Raw genomic sequence first — 17,875 nt, 5'->3', positions numbered from 1 at the left:
GATGAAGGCTGCCTTCTCGGCAACGGTCAGCGTTGCGGCACTCCGACGTGCGGCTCGGATCCGTCCTCGGGAACGAACAAAGTGTTCACCACGGTGACGGCGAGCTTCTTGTTGTTGATGTGCAGCTCGTCGTTGCCCCGTGGATTGTGCTTACCCTTGATCTTCTTGCCTTTGTAGGCCTCGTCGAAGTCGCGCGGATCCACCGGGGCGGCCTCGCCGAGGCCCGCGCGCGGATCGGCGCCGGCCAGGCCGGGCGCGGCCACCGCCGCGGTCGCGGCCGTCACGGCTCCGGCCGCCCCGTAGCGCAGGACGTCACGACGGTTTGCCTTCGTCATACGATTACCCCCTCCGCAGAGCAATTCCACCGCAACCGCGGCCACACCATTCGAATGATCGAGTTTCTCGCGTTTATGTAACCACGGCGAGCGAGCGCACCGTCGAGGGAAGTACGCCATATTTAATCAGTTCGAGCGTACGATCGGGAGCGAATCGTGGTGTTACCGGGCGCCGCCTATTGCCAGACTTTCACTTCCTTGAATGGGGACAGAATGCATCGGAGGGAATGGGCGAGCATGCGAAGCGCCATGGGAAGGGCCGTCGCCGGCCTGGGCGTCGCCGCCGCGGCGCTGAGCGTCGCCGGCTCGGTCAGCGCGGCACCCGCGGGCGCCCCGCGGGTGCCGGCTCAGCCCGCGGCGAGCCCCTCGTACGGGACCGGATTTTTCGAGGTGTACCACGGGCACCACATCATGGGCTGGGGTCACGACCGGTCGGCCTGCGCGTACATCGACGGGATGCAGCTGGTGCTGTATGCGGCCGGCGCCGGGCAGTACACCAGCGCGCTCCAGGCGTTCCAGCCGGAGCGTGGCGTCCGGGCCATCACCAGGGCGTCGGTACGGGCGCTGGGCAAGTACCATATGGCGCCCCCACGCGACGTGGTCGCCCACTGCCCGAGGTTCGCGACCGGCGCACAGCACAGCTGAGACGGCAAGTGCCGGGGATGTCTTCCGAGGAGGCGTCGTTGAGGGTTCACGCCACCGGCGGCGTCGTCGTCGACGACGGCACCACGATCGCCTATTACTGCTGGGAGGCGGACGCGGGCGTCACCGCCGATCCGGTTCCGGTAGTCCTGCAGCACGGCTTCACCGCCGACACCATGGCCGACTGGGTGGTCCCCGGGACGGTCGCCGGTCTCACCGCCGCGGGACGCCGAGTAGTGGGCATCGATGCTCGTGGCCATGGCCGGTCCGGGAAGTCGCCCGACGCCGCACGCTACGGCGAGCGGCGGATGGCCGAAGACCTCCTCGCTGTCGTCGCGCAGCTCGACCTGCCCGCCGTCGATCTCGTCGGCTACTCGATGGGCGCCGTCGTGGCGTTGCTGGCCGCCGCCTCGCCGGCCACCGTCCGCCGGCTCGTCGCCGGTGGCGTGGGGGCCGGGGTCGTCGAGGTCGGCGGCGTGGACACTCGTGCGCTGCCGAACGACCGGCTGGCCGGGGCCTTCCTGGCCGAGGACCCGGGCGAGCTGCCGCCCGACATCGCGGGTCTGCGGGCGCACGCCGAAATGCTCGGAGCCGACCTGCCGTCGCTGGCCGCGCAGGCCCGGGCCGTCCATCGCGACGGCATCGACCTCGGGGCCATCACCGCCGAGACACTCGTCATCGCCGGCGACACCGACCCGCTCGCCGAGCGCCCGCACGTTCTCGCCGGGGCCATCCCCGGCGCCTCGCTGCGCCTGGTCGCCGGCGGGCACGAGGTCATCGGGAGCAGTCCGGAATTCCGGTCCACGATCATCGAATTTCTCAGCCGCTGAATCCAGCGGCGCGGGCACGCCGGTCGGGTCACAGCCATCTCTTGTGCCGGAAGACGAGGTACAGCGCCAGAGCCATCACGAGCATGAGCGAAACCGACACGATCACTCCGGCCTCGGTCCCGAAGCCCGGGTACGGCACATTCTGGCCGAAGAATCCGGTCACCGCGGTCGGCACGGCGACGATGGCGACCCAGGCGGTGATCCGGCGCATGTCGTCGTTCTGCCGCACGCCGGTCGCCGCCGCCTTCTCCGCCGCGATCGTGGTCTGCGCCGAGCTACGGGTCTGATAGAACTCGATCACGCCGTGCAGGAACTCGCGCTGCCCATCGGCCATGCTTTTCACCAGGTCGAACTGGTCGGCGATGTCGGACAACAGCGGCGGGGCGACCTCCGGAAGGTCCCGGGCCTGCTTGGTCATCCGGGTGTACGTGGCGCCGCTGTGCACGGCCATGGTGCGTACGGCCAGCAACTCGTACCAGATCTGGAACAGCTCTTCCAGGAAGGACTCCGGGTCGTCGCGCTCCTCGCCGAGCATGACGCGCTGCTCGAGCCGGCCGGATTCCTCGGCCAACCGCGCGATGAGGTCGATCTCCCGGCGGGTCATCGCCATGACGATCGCGTGCGACAGCTCGAACGGCGAGCCCGGGATCAGCACCCCGCGCTCGATGCGGTGGCGCACCGCCTTGGTGTCGAGCAGGGCCACCTCAGGGTTCACCGCCGGGTTGAGCGGGCCATGCACGGTGACCAGATAATTGCGCCCGACGAACTGGTCCAGCTCCATGTAGTGCACATGACCCCGCCGCCCGACCTCGGGCGCGTGCAGAACGGTGAACACGTAGTCGGCGTAGACGTGGAACTTGGAGACGTGGTTGCGCTCCACGCAGTCGCGGATGGCGATCGAGTGGAAACCGAAGACCTCGGACAGCACGTCGGCGGCCGCCCGATCACACCCCGGAATGTCGACCCAGACGAGGGTGTCGTCGCGGTTGAGCAGCAGCGGCAGTGTCCCGGCGTCGCAGTGTTCGGCGCCGCCGTGCTGGATGACCGAAACGTCCATCCGCCCACCGCTCATCGCTCGGGTTCGCTGCATCAACACATACCACGATGCGGCGGCAGAGGGCATCATGGGCTCTCATGGGGACCAGCGCGCACAACACCATCGCGGCCTGGCGGGCCGCCGGGGAGAGCGGCGACGCGGCGGCGGCCGGGGCATGCCTCGCCCCGGATGTCGAACTGATCTCGCCGCTCACCGGTAAGTTCCGGTTCCGGGGCCCGGCCGAGGTGACCGAGGTGCTGTCCGCGGCGTTCGAGATCATTCGCGACATTCGCTACCACACCGAACTCGGCAGCGACGACACTCGTGCGCTGTTCTACTACGGGGTCGCGGGCCGCGAGCCGCTCGAGGAGGCGCAACTCCTGCGATTGGACGGCGACGGACGGATCCGCGAGCTGACGCTGTTCGGGCGTCCGATGCCGGCGTTGACCGAGGTGATGGCGGGCATCGGCCCGCGCCTGCTGCGCCGGCAGAAGCGGGCCGGCCTGGCCCGCGTGGTCGGTCTCGCGACCGCTCCGCTCAACGCCATGACGCGCCTCGGCGAACGCCGCCTGGTTCCGCTGGCCGACCCGAGGAAACGCCGTGGCTGACCTGTCACCGGCCCGCTGCCGCCGGCTGCGTGCCGGCGGCAGCGGTCGTGTGCTCAGCGGCGCGGGGCGCCGGAGGCGAGCGCCAGGTCCTGCTGCAGCACGTCGTACTGGCCCTTCGGGTTGAGCTGCTCGTCGTAGATCAGAGCGGCGCCCTCCTGCGGGTCGGTGAACCAGCCGGGCACCCACGAGTAGGCGTCGCCGAAGCCCCACGGCGTGAACGAGACGCAGGCGCGGACGGCCAGGCACGCTTTGAGCGTGCGGGACCAATAGCTTTCCTGGGCGTACGGGGCGAGCGCGTTCACCGGCTCGTTGACGGCGTCCGGCCTGGTCTGCGTCCGGACGTCCACCTCGGTCAGGGCGACCTTCAGCTTGAGGGCGGCGAAGCGCTCGAGGTTGTTGCCGAGGTCGGGGTAGCCGTACTGGGTGGAGAGGTGACCTTGGAACCCGACGCCGTGGATCGGCACGCGCTGCGCCTGGAGCGAGCGCACCATCGCGTACACGGCGTCGCTCTTCACTCCGGTGAACTCGAGGTTGTAGTCGTTGTAGAACAGCAGGGCCTTGGGGTCGGCCTGATGCGCCCAGCGGAACGCGTCGGCGATGTAGCCGGTGCCGCCCCACGCCTTGTACCAGATCGTCTGGCGGGGCTGGCCGTTGTCGTCGAACGCCTCGTTGACCACGTCCCACTGCCAGATGTCGCCCTTGAAGTGGCGCGCCTGGTCGAAGATGTGCTTCTTCAGGGCCGCCTTGACCTCGTCGTTCGACAGGGTGGTCGTGTAGCCGTCGGAGGACAGCCACGCGGGCAGCTGGTTGTGCCAGACGAGGGTGTGGCCGCGTACCAACTGCTTGTTCTTCTTCGCGAAGGCGACGACCTGGTCGGCCTTCTCCCACGTGTAGGTCCCGCGGACGGCCTCCACCTCGGCCCATTTCATCGCGTTCTCCGGGGTGATCGAGGAGAACTGCTCCGCGGCGATCTGGGTGTACTTCTCGTTGGTGCCCAGCAGATCGGGGTTCACGGCCGTGCCGACGCGCAGGCCCACGCGGGCGGCGAGCGCGCGGAGCGAGTCGGCCGGGTACGACGGAGGCGGCGACGGTTTCGCGGCCGGCGGCGTGGCGCCGGCCGGCGCCGAGCCGGCAAAGGTCAGTTGTCCGCCCAGCACCACTGCGGCGCTGACAACGGAAAGGGCAAGTCGAAGACGCACCGGAACTCCTTGCGACTAGGGCGATGAGGATCCGAAAGTTCCGGAAACATTCCGGAAGTAATCACTGGAATCTATGCGCGCCTTCTCAGGTGGTCAAGAGTTCCGCTCCCGATTCGCAACAGAGCGTGATGTCGCACCGAGCGCCGACGGTCTAGAGTGGACGCGTGCTGGGAGTCGTCGCGGCCGCGCTTGGCGGGCCTGAGGTGTTGCAGGTGACCGAGTTGCCCGAGCCCGAGGCGGGGCCGGGGCAGGTGGTGGTCCGGATCCGTGCGGTCTGCGTGCACCCGGCCGACGTCGCCGCCACCACCGGAGAGATCCCCCTCGGGCCGGACGTGCCGCCCTTCTCCCCCGGGTGGGACATCGCCGGCGAGGTGACATCGGTCGGCCCCGGCCCGGCCGAGCTCGAGGTCGGCGATCGTGTCGCCGGGATGATCCCGTGGTACACGACCCGGGGTGTGCCGGGCGGCTATGCCGAGTTCGTGGCGGCCGACACCGACTGGTTGGTGCGGTTGCCGGATGCGCTGGACTTCGTCTCCGCGGCCACGGTGCCGCTCAACGCCCAGACCGCGCACCAGGGGCTCTCCCTGGTGTCATTGGCGATGCTTCCGGCCGGCAGCAGCATTCTGATCACCGGAGCGAGCGGCGGCGTCGGCGGCTTCGCCACCCAGCTCGCCGTGCGCGGCGGCTACCGCGTCCTGGCCCAGGCCGCCCACGACGATGAGCGATGGGTGCGCGAGCTCGGCGCTCACGAGGTCGTCCCCCGTTCCGCCGACCTGTCCACGGTGGGGCCGGTGGCCGCGGTGTTCGACGCGGTCCCGCTCGGCGAGGCGGCGGCCGCCGCCGTCGAGGACAGGGGTGTCGTGGTCGTGACCCGGCCCACGCCGGGCTTCGTCCCGGCCCGCGGTGTCCGCCAGGAGCTGCAACTCATCCGGCTCGACCGCGAGCTGCTGGCCGAGCTCGTGGGCCAGGTGGCGACGGGAGAGCTGCGCACGCGTGTCGCGGACACGATGCCGTTGACCGAGGCGGCCGACGCCCACCGGCGGGTGCTGGCCGGCGGACTGCGCGGAAAGATCGTGCTGACGGCGGGCTGACCCGCGATCAGCGGTAGAGGGACGAATTCTGGTCCAGGTACGGATCGGTTTCGGCCCGGATCGTCAGACAGCTCGTGGGGATCGTGTCGACCATCGTGCCGGCGCCGTTCGGGCACCGGTAGCGGACCAGGGCCGCCCATTCGCAGGCGCTCTCGACGACTCCCGCCCGCCGGGCGCCGCTGCGGTGCACCCACACCGGGTCGCCCGGGCGGCACGCCACCGCGGGTTCCGGGGCGGCCGGCCCGTACGTCTCGGTGTGGTCTCCCCGCTCGGTGGCCACGACCCAGGTGATACCGGTCTGGCCGGCGGCTTTCGCGTGTCGCTTGGCGCTGAACATCGCCCGGTCCGCGCGGCGCAGCAGCTCGGGAAGGTCGGCCGGGCGCCCGGCCGGGACGACGCCGATCGAGGCGGTGACCGACAGGGTGTGTCCCCGCACGTCCATCGGGGGCGCGATCGCCGCGCTCAGCGAGCCGGCCACCTCGTGCCACCACGCCTCCGGAACGTCGGCGTGCGGTGCGCGGGGCAGGGCGGCGAACTCGTCACCGCCGAGCCGGGCCACCAGGTGGTCGCCGAGGCAGGCGGCCATCCGGCCGGCGATCACGCGGAGAACCTCGTCGCCGGCATCGTGCCCGTACGTGTCGTTGATCGGCTTGAAGCCGTTGAGGTCGAGGATCACGACGGCCGATGAGCAGTCGTCGCCGCGCAGCAGGTCCGGGGCGAGCGCGTGGAAGAGGCGGCGGTTGGCCAGCCCGGTGAGCTCGTCGTGGCCGGCCATCCATCGCAGTGAGGCGCGTTCCTGCTCCAGCTGCTGGACGTGCGCCGCGAGCTGATCGATGCGGGCCTGGAGACGGGCGACATCGGCGCCGCCCGTGTCGGCGGCTGCGGGATCGAGGATCCGCATCGGCCGTCCTCTCAGAACTGCGGCGGACCAGCGGGAGCTGTCGGATCAGTGGCGAGGGGTCGCCAGGCGCCACAGTGGAATCATGACAGCGGGCCGAGGTCCGTGCAAGATTTCACGAGGACAAGTATCACGATGACAGGATGCATCCCCGGCGGGTTTCGGCTACGGTAAGTGCCGCCGCTTTCGTGGTGAAAGTTTCGGGCGTCTGATTCCGCACTTCAGGCGGACGTCGGAGCGGTGTCATGTCGGTTACGTACAGCGAGCAACGCCAGGGGCGGGGGCACTGATGAGCAGCGAAACCGGCTGGATTATTTCCAGCAGGTCGACGGGCAACGGCGGCAGTTGCGTCGAGGCCCGCCGTCAGGACGGCCTCATCGAGGTTCGCAACAGCAAGGCACGCGATGCCGGCACCGTGGTGTTCACGACCGACGAGTGGGACTCGTTCCTGTTCGGCGCCAAGCGCGGCGAGTTCGACCGGCTCCTCACCGACTAGCTCGTCACCGGAACTCTTCGACCGGCACGGCATCCTTGCTGATGAGATCGAAGACCCGCCGGTACTCGTCGATCTCGACCTGCTCCTCCAGGTAGAGCGCGCCGACGTGGGACTCGAGGTAGACCACGTCCGGGTCGTCCGGGTCGTCGAACTCCAGGATCCGGAAGGCACCGGCCATCGCCGCGTGCGCCCCCACCGAGAACGGCAGCACCCGGATGTCGACCGTGTCCTGTGCGGACAGCCGGCGCAGATGCTCGAGCTGCCCCTTCATCACCTGCTCGCCGCCGACCGGCCGGGCCAGCGCCCCCTCACCGAGCACCGTCACGAGGCGGATCGGCGGGGTGCGGGCGAACAGCGTCTTCTGCCGCTGCATGCGCAGGTTGATGTGGCGCTCGGCGATCTCCGAGTCGGCCGGCTGCTCGGCGCCGAAGACGGCTCGCGCGTACTCCGGGGTCTGAAGCTCACCGGGGACGATCTCGCCGTCGTACCCGAACATCCGGGACGCGGACGCCTCCAGCCCGACATACAGCTTGAACCACTCGGGAATCACCGGGCTGGCGTCCCACCACTCCTGCTGTGACGTGCCCAGCGCGAGGTCGGCCAGCGCGTCGGTGATGCCCTGGTCGGCACCGTAGAGCCAGCACAGCGCGCGGACGTTGGCCCCGGTGACCGGCACCTTGCCCGTCTCGATGCGGTGCAGCGTCGGCTCCGAGATGCCCAGCCGCGCCTGCACCACATCACGCCGGCTCATCCCGGACGCGGTGCGCAGCCGCGTCAACCGCCGCCCCAATGCCCGCCGCACGACGCGTTGGCCTGTGACCGGCACGCCTTACCTCCGCTTTGCCAACCCCTGTGGACGGTGATGCCGACCACCGTACCGGCAACACCGCGTTGTCAACAGGCAACTCCTCACCGTGGCCTCGGTGTTATGGTGATGGGAGCGCTCCCATCTATGGATGTCGATAAGGCGGGCCTCATGCGGTGGAATCCCTGGTACCGGCGCTCGGCGGTGGCGGTCTTGGCTCTCGTCCTCGCGGCGGCGGCATTCGTCGTGGGTCACGGTGGGCATCCGGCCGTGGCGGCTCCCGCGTTCAACTACGGCGAGGCGCTGCAGAAGTCGATGTTCTTCTACCAGGCGCAGATCGCGGGCAAGAAACCCGCGTGGAGCCAGGTGTCGTGGCGCGGCGACGCCGCCATGAAGGACGGCTCGGATGTGGGGCTCGACCTCACCGGCGGCTGGTTCGACGCCGGCGACCACGTCAAGTTCGGCTTCCCCATGGCGTTCACCACCACGATGCTGGCCTGGGGCGCGGTCGAGAACCGCGACGCGTACGCGGCCTCCGGCCAGCTCAGCACCTTCCTCAACAACCTGCGGGTGCCCAACGACTACTTCATCAAGGCGCACCCCTCGGCCAACGTGCTCTACGGGCAGGTGGGCAAGGGCGACGACGACCACAAATGGTGGGGACCGGCCGAGGTCATGCCGATGGCGCGTCCCGCGTACAAGATCGATGCCAGCTGTGGTGGCTCGGACCTCGCCGGTGAGACGGCGGCCGCGATGGCCGCGAGCTCGATGGTTTTCCGGCCCACCGACGCGGCGTACGCCGACAAGCTGCTCACCCACGCCCGGCAGCTCTACACGTTCGCCGACACGGTTCGGAAGGCGTACAGCGACTGCATCACCGACGCCGCCGCCTTCTACAAGTCCTGGAGCGGCTATCAGGACGAGCTGGTCTGGGGTGCCATCTGGCTGTACCGGGCCACCGGCGACGCCGCGTACCTGGCCAAGGCCGAGAGCGAGTACGACGCGCTCGGCACCGAGCCGCAGAGCACGACCCGCTCGTACAAGTGGACTCTGGCTTGGGACAACAAGCAATTCGGGGCGTACGTGCTGCTGGCCAACCTGACCGGCAAGCAGAAGTACGCCGACGACGCCAACCGCTGGCTCGACTGGTGGACCGTCGGCGTCAACGGCGAGAAGGTGCGGTACTCCCCCGGCGGTGAGGCCGTGCTCGACAGCTGGGGCTCGCTGCGGTACGCGGCCAACACCGCGTTCGCCGCGCTGGTCTACAGTGACCGGCTCACCGACCCCGTCCGCAAGACCCGTTACCACGACTTCGCGGTCCGGCAGATCAACTACGCCCTCGGCGACAACCCGCGCGGTTCCAGCTACGTCGTCGGCTTCGGCGCCAACGCCCCGCAGAACCCGCACCACCGGACGGCACACGGCTCGTGGTGGGACAACAGCAGCACACCGGCGAACACCCGGCACGTTCTGTACGGTGCCCTGGTCGGCGGCCCGTCCTCGCCCAACGACGCCTATCAGGACGTCCGCACCGACTACGTGATGAACGAGGTGGCCACCGACTACAACGCCGGCTTCACCTCGGCCCTGGCCCGGCTCTACGGCGAGTACGGCGGCGCGCCCGCGGCCGGCTTCCCCACCCCCGAGAGGCCGGACCTGGACGAGATCACGGTGGAGACCACGGTCATGCAGAACGAGACCCGGGCCACCGCCCTCAAGGTCATGGTCTACAACAAGTCGGCGTTCCCGGCGCGTGCGCTCACCAAATCCTCGTACCGCTACTACTTCCGCCCGGAAGGCACCGCGGCCCCGCAGGTCACACCCGGCTACACGCAGGGCTGCCCGGCGCCGTCCACCGCGAAGCAGTACTCCGGCGACATCTGGTACGTCGAGGTGAACTGCACCGGGTACACGATCGCGCCGGCGGGTCAGTCGGCATACCGCATGGAGGTGCAGTTCAAGATCGGCGTGGCCGAGGGCGGAACCTGGGACCCGGCCAACGATCCGTCCTACCTGCCGGGCACCGCGGTGAACCCGAACGTCCCGCTGTACGAGGCGGGCGACCGGATCTGGGGCCAGGAACCCGACGGGACGACACCCCCGCCGACCAGCCCGTCACCCACTCCGACTCCGACCCCCACTCCCACGCCGACTCCCACTCCCACTGGGACGCCGGGTCCGGGGTGCCGGGTGGCGTACAGCACCGACGACTGGGGTGCCGGCTTCAGCGGATCGGTGACCATCACCAACACCGGCGCGACGGCGTGGCCCTCCTGGACCCTTGCCTTCGACTTCCCCGGCAACCAGAAGGTCACTCAGGGCTGGTCCGGCCAATGGAGTCAGACCGGCGCCCGCGTCACCGTGACCAACCAGTCCTGGAACGGCTCGGTGGCCCCCGGCGCATCGGTCAGCCTGGGCTTCAACGGCTCGTACACCGGCAGCAACCCGAGACCGGCCGCCTTCCTGGTCAACGGCACCACCTGCACGGCGACCTGACTCAGCCGGAGGCGCTCGCACACCCTGCCCAAAATCGCCGGCGCGCTCGGGCGCGACGGGGTGGTCAGCCTGCGTTTCGACAAGTACGGCACGGGCCGCACCGGGCTCGGCGCCTACACCGGAAAGCCCGAGACGATCGACTATCCCGCTTACGTCCGCCAGGCCGGCGCCGCCTACCGGCTGCTGGCCGGCCGGCCCGAGGTCGACCGCCGGGGCCTATGCCTGATCGGGCACAGTGAAGGCGCGCTGACGGCACTGCGGGTCGCTGTCTCGGCCCAGCCTCGCCCGGCCGGGATCGGGCTGATGCAGCCTTGGCCCAACGGCTCCTCGACGTTCTGGCCCGGCAGTTGGACGAGCGGCTCGCGGCCGCCGCCGTGGCCGCGGGCCAGATGGACGAGCGGGAACGACAGCGCATCGCTCTCGCCGTCGAGACCGTCGACGCCCTCGACCCGGCCGTGGTCGCCCGGCGGCTGCCGTCCCGGACGCCCGTCCTGCTCACCTGCGGGACCGCCGACCCGCGGGTCCCGTGCCCGGCGACCACGACACTGGCGGCGGCGCTGCGACGGGCGCATGCCACCGGCCCCGGCCGGGTCGTGGTCACCGGCGTGGCCCACGATCTGACCGACCCGGCGAACCCGGAGGGGCTCGCCCCGGCCGCGAGCGACGCGCTGCGTCTGCTCCTGCGGCAGGGGCGTCAGTAGTAGTAGCGCCGGCGGCGCGGGCGCCGGCGTGCGGCCATGGTGCGCCAGGTGAAGAAGGCTCCGGCCGCCAGGGCCGCGGCGAAGACGCCGATCACGAGGCCCTGGTTCGTGCCGCCGGTTTGCGTCGCGCCGGCCGGCGAGAGAGCGGCCGGTGCGACCGCGGGCGTGGTGGCGGGCGCGGGCGGCGGCGCCGTGGGCAGCGCCTGATAGTCGACGATGCCGCTGGACTCGAGCAGCGTCATGTGGGTGGCGACGAACTGGTTCGCCTGTTGGGCCAGCTTGCGGACGGTGTCGTTGCGGGTGCTGCTGCGGATCGTCGCGATGGCCGGGAAGATCTTGCCGTGGGCGGCGCGCAGCCGGTCGATGTAGATCCGGTCGAAGTCCTCGCCCTGGGCGTCCCGCATCTCACCGAGCCAGCCCTGCTGGTCGGCGTTCGGCTTGTCGGGCACTCTGATGCCGAGCTTCTTGGCGGCGGCCCGGTCCAGCTTGTCGAGGACGACGTGCTGGTCGGCGATGCTCTTGCCGATCTGCCGGATCCTGGGGTTGCGCGATTTCTCCTGCGCCATCTGACCCGCCGGGATCTCCCACAGGCCGGCGAGCCGGACCTTGACGACCAGATCACGGTCGGCGTCGGTGATCTCGCCGTCGTTGGTGTCGGTGATGAGCTCGCCCGGTGGCACCGGCACGCCGGGCTCCGCGCGGGCCGGTGAGCGCAACGGATCGAGCAGAACCATGACCAGCGCCATGAGCACCGGACCCCACAAGTGACGCCGCCACCGCACGAGAACCTCCCGAATCGACACCTTGGCAGGCAGTACGTGCGAGAGCGACCTCCGGATGAGGTGGCCACGGACTTTTCGCATTCCGGGTCGGAGGGATCTGTTCTTGCGAAAGCCGGGATGTTGACCGGCGGCCGGGGCCGGCGGGAGGCTCGGATGCGCCCGCCCGTCGAGGAGGGATATGCCATGCAGATGCCCGGCACGCCGCACACCCGACTCAGCCGCCGTGGCCTGCTGCGTGGCGTCGCGGCCGCCGGCGCGGCGGCGGCCCTGTCGGGGTGCTCGTCGGAGGTCCTCAGCGGGCTGACCGCCTCCCGCGAGACGGCCGGATCCCTCGAGTTCTGGAACCTGTTCGGCGGGGGCGACGGCGTACGGATGCAGCAGATGCTCGAGACGTACCAGAACGCCAACCCGCAGGTGGATCTGAGCGCGGTCACGCTCGCCTGGGGCAACCCGTACTACACCAAGCTGTCGCTGGCCACGATCGGCGACAAGCCGCCGGACGTGGCGATCTCGCATCTGACCCGGATGAAGAACCTGGTCGAGGCGGATCTGCTCCAGGAGCTCGACCCGGCCGTGCTGGCCCGCAACGGCCTCGGCCCCGACCGCTTCACCGCGCGCACCTGGCAGGCCGGGCTGGTGGACGGGCGCGCCTACAGCATTCCGCTGGACACCCATCCGTTCGTCATGTTCTACAACACCGACGTCTGCGAGAAGGCCGGTCTGCTGGACGGCGACGGCGCGCTCGCCCCGCTGGACAGCCCGGAGGCTTTCACCGATGCCATGCGCCGGGCGAAGGACGTCACCGGCGCCTACGGCGGCGTGGTCGCGTTCATCAGCGAGACCGCGACCCCGTGGCGGATCTTCCAGTCGTTCTACTCCCAGCTCGGCGGCCAGGTGATAGCCGACCAGGGCCGCGAGGTCGTCATCGACGACGCGAAGGCGACCGAGGTGCTGACGTTCCTGCGGAGCCTGACCGCCGACGGCCTGTTCCCCTCGGCCGCCGACTACCAGGGCTCGATCGCGATGTTCGCCGAGGGCCAGGCGGGCTTCTTCTTCCAGGGCGAGTGGGAGATCTCGACGTTCCAGACGGCGAAGACGCCCTTCTCCATGACGCTCGTGCCGCACCTCTACCGGGAGGGCCCGTACGCCGTTCAGGCCGACTCGCACACCTTCGTACTGCCGCGGCACCCCGACGACAGCCCGGAACGGGTGGACCGGGCGCTCGGCTTCGTCGCCTCGATGCTGGACCAGAGCAAGACCTGGGCCGAGGGTGGTCACGTACCCAGCTGGCAGCCCTTCCTGGAGAGCGCCGGGTACCGGGAGATGAAGCCGCAGTCGAACTACGCCTCCGCCGCGGAGGCCGCCGCCTACGACGCCGAGGGCTGGTATTCCGGCTCCGGTTCCAACTTCGAGATCGTCATGGGCTCCGCTGTCGGCGGCGTCATGAACGGCCAGGTCGCGCCGGCCGCCGCGGTGCGGCAGATGCGCTCCACCCTCAGTGGTCTGGCCCGCACCCCGTCACCGATCTGACCGACCGGAGGTCGCTGGTGTCCATCGAGACCGTCACCCCCCGCGCCCGGCCGGCCGAGGTACCGGGCAGTCCCGCGTCCCCGCGGCAGAGTCACGGCCGTCCGGCGATCGGCTTCCTGCTGCCCTTCGCCCTGCTCTATCTGGCCTTCATCATCGGCCCGGCCGTCTACGGCCTGATCATGAGCTTCTTCGACGCCAGCCTCGTGCGCCCGGGGCTCGGCAGCTTCGCCGGCTTCGGCAACTACGCGGAGGCGCTGCAGGACCCCGACTTCTGGTCGTCGCTGTGGCACACGGTGTGGTTCACGATCCTGACCACGCCGCCGCTGATCGTGCTGGCGTTCGTCCTCGCGCTGCTCGCCGACCGGGTCAACCGCGGCCGCTGGTTCTTCCGGCTGGCGTTCTTCGCGCCGTTCATCCTGCCGTCGGCCGTCGTCGCGCTGATCTGGATCTTCATGTACACCCCGGAGCTGGGCCTGATCGAGGCGGCGCTGTCCAAGATCGGCATCGCGTCGCCGGCCTGGCTCGGCGACCCGAACTGGGCGATGCCGTCGCTGGCGCTGACCACCGTCTGGTGGACGCTCGGCTTCAACTTCATCCTCTACCTGGCCGGGCTCCAGGAGATCCCGCGCGAGCTCTACGAGGCGTCGGCCATCGACGGCGCGGGCCCGTGGCAGCAGATCCGGCGGATCACCATCCCGATGCTCGGCCGCACCACGACCCTGGTCGCGGTGCTTCAGGTGATCGCCTCGCTGAAGGTCTTCGACCAGATGTACCTGATGACCTCCGGCGGCCCGAACTTCGCCACCCGCTCGATCCTGCAGTACGTCTACGACCAGGGCTTCACCAACTTCCGGCTCGGCTACGCGGCCGCCGTCTCCATGCTGTTCTTCCTCGTCGTGCTCGCCGTGTCGGCGGTGTGGTTCTCGCTGGTCCGGCGCCAGGAGAAGGAGGTCTGACCGTGGCGCTCACCACCACTGCCACCACCACGACGGGCGGCGCCGGCGTCACCCAGGCGAAGATCGACCAGCGGCAGAAGCTGTTCAACCGCATCTGCTTCGGTGTGCTGATCGCCTTCGCCCTGCTGTGGCTCGTCCCGCTGGCCTGGGCGGTCGACACGGCCCTCAAGCCGAACGCCGAGACGACCCAGACGACCTGGCTCATCGACAACCCGACCTTCGCCGCGTTCCAGCGGGTGCTGGAGGACACCGCGATCCTCAACTGGTTCGGCGCGAGCCTGATCACGGCGACGCTGACCTCGGTGGGCACGGTCATCACGGCCAGCCTGGCCGCGTTCGCCGTGTCCCGGTTGCGGTTCCGCTTCCGCAACCTGGTCTTCTGGATCATCCTGGCCGGCATCATGATCCCGGGCCAGGTGCTGATCGTGCCGCAGTTCCGGGAGATGGACGCGCTGGGGCTGCTCAACACGTACTGGGCGGTCAGCCTGCCGCAGATCCCCACCGCGATCGCCATCTTCATCTTCAAGCAGTTCTTCGACGGGCTGCCACGCGACCTGGAGGAGGCGGCGCGGATCGACGGTGCCGGCTGGTTCCGCATCTACCGCCAGGTGGTGATGCCGCTCGCCCGGCCCGCGGTGGCCGCGGTCGCCATCTTCACCTTCGTCACCTCGTGGAACGACCTGCTCTGGCCGCTGCTGGTGCTGACCAACCCCGACCTGATGACCGTGCCGGTCGGGCTCGCGACCGTGCAGGGCGCGTTCGGCATCCGGTACGCCGACACCATGGCCTCGGCCGTGCTCGGCGCCATTCCCCTGGTCGCGGTCTTCCTGCTGTTCCAGCGCAACATCGTCGAGGGCATCGCCGGCACCGGCCTCAAGGGCTGAAGGGAGATCCGTCGTGCGTTCCGCGTCGCTGATCGTCGACCCCGCCTTCCGGATCGGTGCGGTGGACCCCCGGTTGTACGGCTCGTTCGTCGAGCATCTCGGCCGCTGTGTCTACCAGGGCATCTTCGAACCGGGCCATCCGTCGGCGGACGAGAACGGCTTCCGGCGGGACGTGGCCGAGCTGGTCCGGGGCCTCGACGTGCCGATCATCCGCTACCCGGGCGGCAACTTCGTCTCGGCGTACAACTGGGAGGACGGCATAGGCCCGGTCCGCGACCGGCCGGCCCGCATCGACCTCGCGTGGCGGTCGATCGAGACCAACCACGTCGGCCTCGACGAGTTCCAGCGGTGGGCCGCCGCGGTGAACGCCGAGACGATGATGGCGGTCAACCTGGGCACCCGCGGCATCGACGAGGCACGGGCCATCGTGGAGTACTGCAACCATCCCTCGGGCACGGCCTGGTCGGACCGGCGCCGGGCCAACGGGGCGGCCGAGCCGTACGGGATCAAGGTGTGGTGTCTCGGCAACGAGATGGACGGGCCTTGGCAGATCGGGCACAAGACCGCTGGGGAGTACGGGCGGCTCGCGGCCGAGGCGGGCAAGGCCATGCGGCTCGTCGACCCAGGCGTCGAGCTCGTCGTCTCCGGCAGTTCCAACAGCCGGATGCCGACCTTCGGCACCTGGGAACGGATCGCGCTGACCGAGGCCTACGACACGGTCGACCACATCTCCATGCACAGCTACTACCAGCAGCACGGCGACGACCGGGACAGTTTCCTGGCCGCCGCGGTCGACATGGACCAGTTCATCGACGCCATCGTGGCCACGGCCGACCACGTCCGGGCGACCGGGCGGCACGCCAAGCGGCTCACCATCGCGTTCGACGAGTGGAACGTCTGGTATCAGAGCCGCTTCCCCGGCGAGGAGAACCTGCCCATCGCCGAGGCGCCGCCGCTGCTGGAGGACGTCTACTCGGTCACCGACGCCGTCGTCGTCGGCAACCTGCTGATCAGCCTTCTGCGGCACGCCGACCGGGTCCGGATCGGCTGTCAGGCTCAGCTGGTCAACGTCATCGCGCCGATCATGACGGTGCCGGGCGGACCGGCCTGGCGGCAGACCATCTATCACCCGTACGCCCTCACCTCGCGCTACGGGCGCGGCACCGTCCTGCGGGTCGAGGCACGCTCACCGGCGCACGACACGTCCGCCCACGGCGAGGTCGCGCTGCTCGACGCGGTGGCCGTGCTTCGGGACGACGGCGGGCTGGTCGTGTTCGCGGTCAACCGCGACCAGCACGAGGAGATGGCCGTCGACATCGACCTGCGGTCGCTGCCGCGGCTGGTCGCCGGTGAGCACGTCGCCATCGCCGACGCGGACCCGGACGCGGTGAACGACCAGCACAACCCGGAACGGGTCACCCCGCGCCGGCTCGGCGACGCGAAGGCCGACGGCGGCCGCCTGACGGTGGTGCTGCCGCCGCTGTCCTGGAACATGATCCGCCTGACCGTCTGATGTCTCACCCGGCCAGGTCCACGTCGGCGGCTCTCCAGCTCTCGCGCCGGCTCAGGCAGCGTGCGGTCGCGACGAGCGTGCTGACCGCGTCCGGCACGTCATGCGCCCGCCACAGCAACGACCAGGGATAACGCGGCGTCGGCTGGACCAGCGGGCGCCACCGGACGTCGCCCGCCGGTACCGCCGATTCCGGCACCACCATCGAGCAGCAGCCCCGCGCCACGAGGTCGGCGCCCGCCCGCAACCCCTGCACACTGCCGCGGAACCGGTTCGGGAAGAAACCCGAGGAACGGCACAGCTCGGTCAGGAACCGCACCGACTCGGGCGCCTGTCTCTCGTCGGGCAGCAGCAGAGGCTCGCCGGCCAGCAGCGACACCGGCACGGCGGCGCGCCCGGCGAGCCGATGGCCGTCGGCCACCAGGATCCCCAGGGGATCGAGCCGGAACAGCTCGGTCGCGATCTCGGGCGGGACGGCGGAGGCCCGCCCGACGCCGGCGTCGAGACTTCCGTCGAGCAGGCCCCGGCACTGCTCGGGCACGCCGGCGTGCACCAGGTGGACCTCCACTTCGGGGTGCCGCGTGAAGAGCTGGTGCAGCACCGGGCGTACGGCCTCGTAACCCTCGTCCAGGACACCGATGCGCAGCACCGGGCCGGTGTCCGCGGCGCCGAGCGCGACGGCGGTCGCGCGTTCGACCTGGGAGAGGATCTGCCGTGCCTCCGACAGGAAGCGGGCGCCCGCCTCGGTCAGCTCGATGTGCCGGGTGTTGCGAACGACGAGCACGACGCCCAGCGTCCGTTCGAGGCGCTGCACCTGGTGACTCAGCGCCGACTGCACGATGTGCTCGCGGGCGGCGGCGCGGCCGAAGTGCAGCTCCTCGGCCAGGGTGACGAAGTAGCGCAGTTGCCGCAACTCCATGCGAGGACTGCCGCCGCGGGCCGCGACGGGCCGTGGCGCACCGCTCGGATCGTGTAGCCGTGTCACCGCACTGACCTCTCGCCGGTCCCGTGAACGTTAACAGCGCGCTTCGCCGCGATGCCTTAGATGTTAAGCGCACTCCTGCCGCCACGCTCAG

The 17,875-nt window shown here is 70.1% G+C and carries 18 protein-coding genes; 11 read left to right on the top strand and 7 right to left on the bottom strand.

Annotated features, from left to right (window positions below):
• Nucleotides 1-26: 26 nt before the first annotated feature.
• A complete protein-coding gene (locus tag CRP55_RS07870) occupies nucleotides 27-335 on the bottom strand; it encodes a tyrosinase family oxidase copper chaperone (protein ID WP_179855067.1) in 309 nt (102 codons plus the stop codon).
• 249 nt (nucleotides 336-584) lie between these two features.
• Between CRP55_RS07870 and CRP55_RS07865 the strand changes: the two genes are divergently transcribed.
• Nucleotides 585-980: a tyrosinase family oxidase copper chaperone gene (locus CRP55_RS07865; RefSeq protein ID WP_179855066.1), complete on the top strand. Its 396-nt coding sequence runs from the start codon at nucleotides 585-587 to the stop codon at nucleotides 978-980.
• A gap of 38 nt (nucleotides 981-1,018) precedes the next feature.
• Complete coding sequence (locus tag CRP55_RS07860; RefSeq protein ID WP_218854183.1) at nucleotides 1,019-1,807, top strand: alpha/beta fold hydrolase; 789 nt, start codon at nucleotides 1,019-1,021, stop codon at nucleotides 1,805-1,807.
• A 28-nt stretch (nucleotides 1,808-1,835) separates the two neighbouring features.
• Here the strand turns inward: CRP55_RS07860 and CRP55_RS07855 are convergent, their stop codons facing one another.
• Nucleotides 1,836-2,864 carry a magnesium transporter CorA family protein gene (locus tag CRP55_RS07855; RefSeq protein ID WP_179855065.1) on the bottom strand — a complete coding sequence of 343 codons (1,029 nt, stop codon included), beginning with the start codon at nucleotides 2,862-2,864 and terminating at the stop codon, nucleotides 1,836-1,838.
• A gap of 77 nt (nucleotides 2,865-2,941) precedes the next feature.
• On the opposite strand from CRP55_RS07855, the gene CRP55_RS07850 reads away from it, so the two are divergent.
• A complete protein-coding gene (locus CRP55_RS07850; RefSeq protein WP_179855064.1) occupies nucleotides 2,942-3,451 on the top strand; it encodes a nuclear transport factor 2 family protein in 510 nt (169 codons plus the stop codon).
• Between the two features lie 53 nt (nucleotides 3,452-3,504).
• On the opposite strand, the gene CRP55_RS07845 is transcribed toward CRP55_RS07850, so the two are convergent.
• Nucleotides 3,505-4,650 (bottom strand): endo-1,4-beta-xylanase, encoded by a 1,146-nt coding sequence (locus CRP55_RS07845; protein ID WP_097318999.1) that lies wholly within the window; start codon nucleotides 4,648-4,650, stop codon nucleotides 3,505-3,507.
• 164 nt (nucleotides 4,651-4,814) lie between these two features.
• On the opposite strand from CRP55_RS07845, the gene CRP55_RS07840 reads away from it, so the two are divergent.
• Nucleotides 4,815-5,741 carry an NADP-dependent oxidoreductase gene (locus CRP55_RS07840; RefSeq protein WP_097318998.1) on the top strand — a complete coding sequence of 309 codons (927 nt, stop codon included), beginning with the start codon at nucleotides 4,815-4,817 and terminating at the stop codon, nucleotides 5,739-5,741.
• 7 nt (nucleotides 5,742-5,748) lie between these two features.
• On the opposite strand, the gene CRP55_RS07835 is transcribed toward CRP55_RS07840, so the two are convergent.
• Nucleotides 5,749-6,642: a GGDEF domain-containing protein gene (locus tag CRP55_RS07835; RefSeq protein WP_097318997.1), complete on the bottom strand. Its 894-nt coding sequence runs from the start codon at nucleotides 6,640-6,642 to the stop codon at nucleotides 5,749-5,751.
• A gap of 286 nt (nucleotides 6,643-6,928) precedes the next feature.
• Here CRP55_RS07835 and CRP55_RS07830 point away from each other — a divergent pair, with 286 nt between their 5' ends.
• The gene (locus CRP55_RS07830) at nucleotides 6,929-7,135 is read left to right on the top strand and encodes a DUF397 domain-containing protein (RefSeq protein WP_097318996.1); all 207 of its coding nucleotides are present in this window, start codon (nucleotides 6,929-6,931) and stop codon (nucleotides 7,133-7,135) included.
• Nucleotides 7,136-7,139: 4 nt separating this feature from the next.
• Here the strand turns inward: CRP55_RS07830 and CRP55_RS07825 are convergent, their stop codons facing one another.
• On the bottom strand, nucleotides 7,140-7,937 hold the full coding sequence (locus tag CRP55_RS07825; RefSeq protein ID WP_281260768.1) for a helix-turn-helix domain-containing protein: 798 nt from the start codon (nucleotides 7,935-7,937) through the stop codon (nucleotides 7,140-7,142).
• A 174-nt stretch (nucleotides 7,938-8,111) separates the two neighbouring features.
• Here CRP55_RS07825 and CRP55_RS07820 point away from each other — a divergent pair, with 174 nt between their 5' ends.
• Both CRP55_RS07820 and CRP55_RS56615 read left to right on the top strand, forming a co-directional pair.
• On the top strand, nucleotides 8,112-10,436 hold the full coding sequence (locus tag CRP55_RS07820; protein ID WP_179855062.1) for a glycoside hydrolase family 9 protein: 2,325 nt from the start codon (nucleotides 8,112-8,114) through the stop codon (nucleotides 10,434-10,436).
• Between the two features lie 60 nt (nucleotides 10,437-10,496).
• The gene (locus CRP55_RS56615; protein WP_498368166.1) at nucleotides 10,497-11,057 is read left to right on the top strand and encodes a hypothetical protein; all 561 of its coding nucleotides are present in this window, start codon (nucleotides 10,497-10,499) and stop codon (nucleotides 11,055-11,057) included.
• A 73-nt stretch (nucleotides 11,058-11,130) separates the two neighbouring features.
• Here CRP55_RS56615 and CRP55_RS07810 read toward each other — a convergent pair whose 3' ends face one another.
• Nucleotides 11,131-11,919 (bottom strand): DUF4142 domain-containing protein, encoded by a 789-nt coding sequence (locus CRP55_RS07810; protein WP_342751528.1) that lies wholly within the window; start codon nucleotides 11,917-11,919, stop codon nucleotides 11,131-11,133.
• Nucleotides 11,920-12,072: 153 nt separating this feature from the next.
• On the opposite strand from CRP55_RS07810, the gene CRP55_RS07805 reads away from it, so the two are divergent.
• Genes CRP55_RS07805 through arfA form a run of 4 tightly spaced genes read left to right on the top strand, consistent with a single transcriptional unit; the run spans nucleotide 12,073 to nucleotide 16,802 of the window.
• Entirely contained in the window at nucleotides 12,073-13,449 is a 1,377-nt protein-coding gene (locus CRP55_RS07805; protein WP_179855061.1) for an extracellular solute-binding protein, read from the top strand.
• A 17-nt stretch (nucleotides 13,450-13,466) separates the two neighbouring features.
• Nucleotides 13,467-14,405: a carbohydrate ABC transporter permease gene (locus CRP55_RS07800; protein WP_245922867.1), complete on the top strand. Its 939-nt coding sequence runs from the start codon at nucleotides 13,467-13,469 to the stop codon at nucleotides 14,403-14,405.
• Between the two features lie 2 nt (nucleotides 14,406-14,407).
• A complete protein-coding gene (locus CRP55_RS07795) occupies nucleotides 14,408-15,289 on the top strand; it encodes a carbohydrate ABC transporter permease (RefSeq protein ID WP_245922866.1) in 882 nt (293 codons plus the stop codon).
• Between the two features lie 13 nt (nucleotides 15,290-15,302).
• Entirely contained in the window at nucleotides 15,303-16,802 is a 1,500-nt protein-coding gene (gene arfA, locus CRP55_RS07790; protein ID WP_097318991.1) for an arabinosylfuranosidase ArfA, read from the top strand.
• 4 nt (nucleotides 16,803-16,806) lie between these two features.
• Here the strand turns inward: arfA and CRP55_RS07785 are convergent, their stop codons facing one another.
• Complete coding sequence (locus CRP55_RS07785) at nucleotides 16,807-17,718, bottom strand: LysR family transcriptional regulator (protein WP_097318990.1); 912 nt, start codon at nucleotides 17,716-17,718, stop codon at nucleotides 16,807-16,809.
• Nucleotides 17,719-17,875 lie beyond the last annotated feature (157 nt).

This window comes from Paractinoplanes atraurantiacus, assembly GCF_900215205.1.
Lineage (GTDB): Bacteria > Actinomycetota > Actinomycetes > Mycobacteriales > Micromonosporaceae > Actinoplanes > Actinoplanes atraurantiacus.
This window is presented reverse-complemented; position numbering and strand designations above follow the sequence as displayed.

Excerpts from the sequence above, each read along its gene's own strand:
- CRP55_RS07830 (WP_097318996.1), top strand. The coding sequence starts at position 6,929 with ATGAGCAGCGAAACCGGCTGGATTATTTCCAGCAGGTCGACGGGCAAC.
- CRP55_RS07850 (WP_179855064.1), top strand. The coding sequence starts at position 2,942 with ATGGGGACCAGCGCGCACAACACCATCGCGGCCTGGCGGGCCGCCGGG.
- CRP55_RS07785 (WP_097318990.1), bottom strand. The coding sequence starts at position 17,718 with ATGGAGTTGCGGCAACTGCGCTACTTCGTCACCCTGGCCGAGGAGCTG.
- CRP55_RS07870 (WP_179855067.1), bottom strand. The coding sequence starts at position 335 with ATGACGAAGGCAAACCGTCGTGACGTCCTGCGCTACGGGGCGGCCGGA.
- CRP55_RS07820 (WP_179855062.1), top strand. The coding sequence starts at position 8,112 with ATGCGGTGGAATCCCTGGTACCGGCGCTCGGCGGTGGCGGTCTTGGCT.
- CRP55_RS07865 (WP_179855066.1), top strand. The coding sequence starts at position 585 with ATGGGAAGGGCCGTCGCCGGCCTGGGCGTCGCCGCCGCGGCGCTGAGC.
- CRP55_RS07805 (WP_179855061.1), top strand. The coding sequence starts at position 12,073 with ATGCGCCCGCCCGTCGAGGAGGGATATGCCATGCAGATGCCCGGCACG.
- CRP55_RS07855 (WP_179855065.1), bottom strand. The coding sequence starts at position 2,864 with ATGGACGTTTCGGTCATCCAGCACGGCGGCGCCGAACACTGCGACGCC.
- CRP55_RS07835 (WP_097318997.1), bottom strand. The coding sequence starts at position 6,642 with ATGCGGATCCTCGATCCCGCAGCCGCCGACACGGGCGGCGCCGATGTC.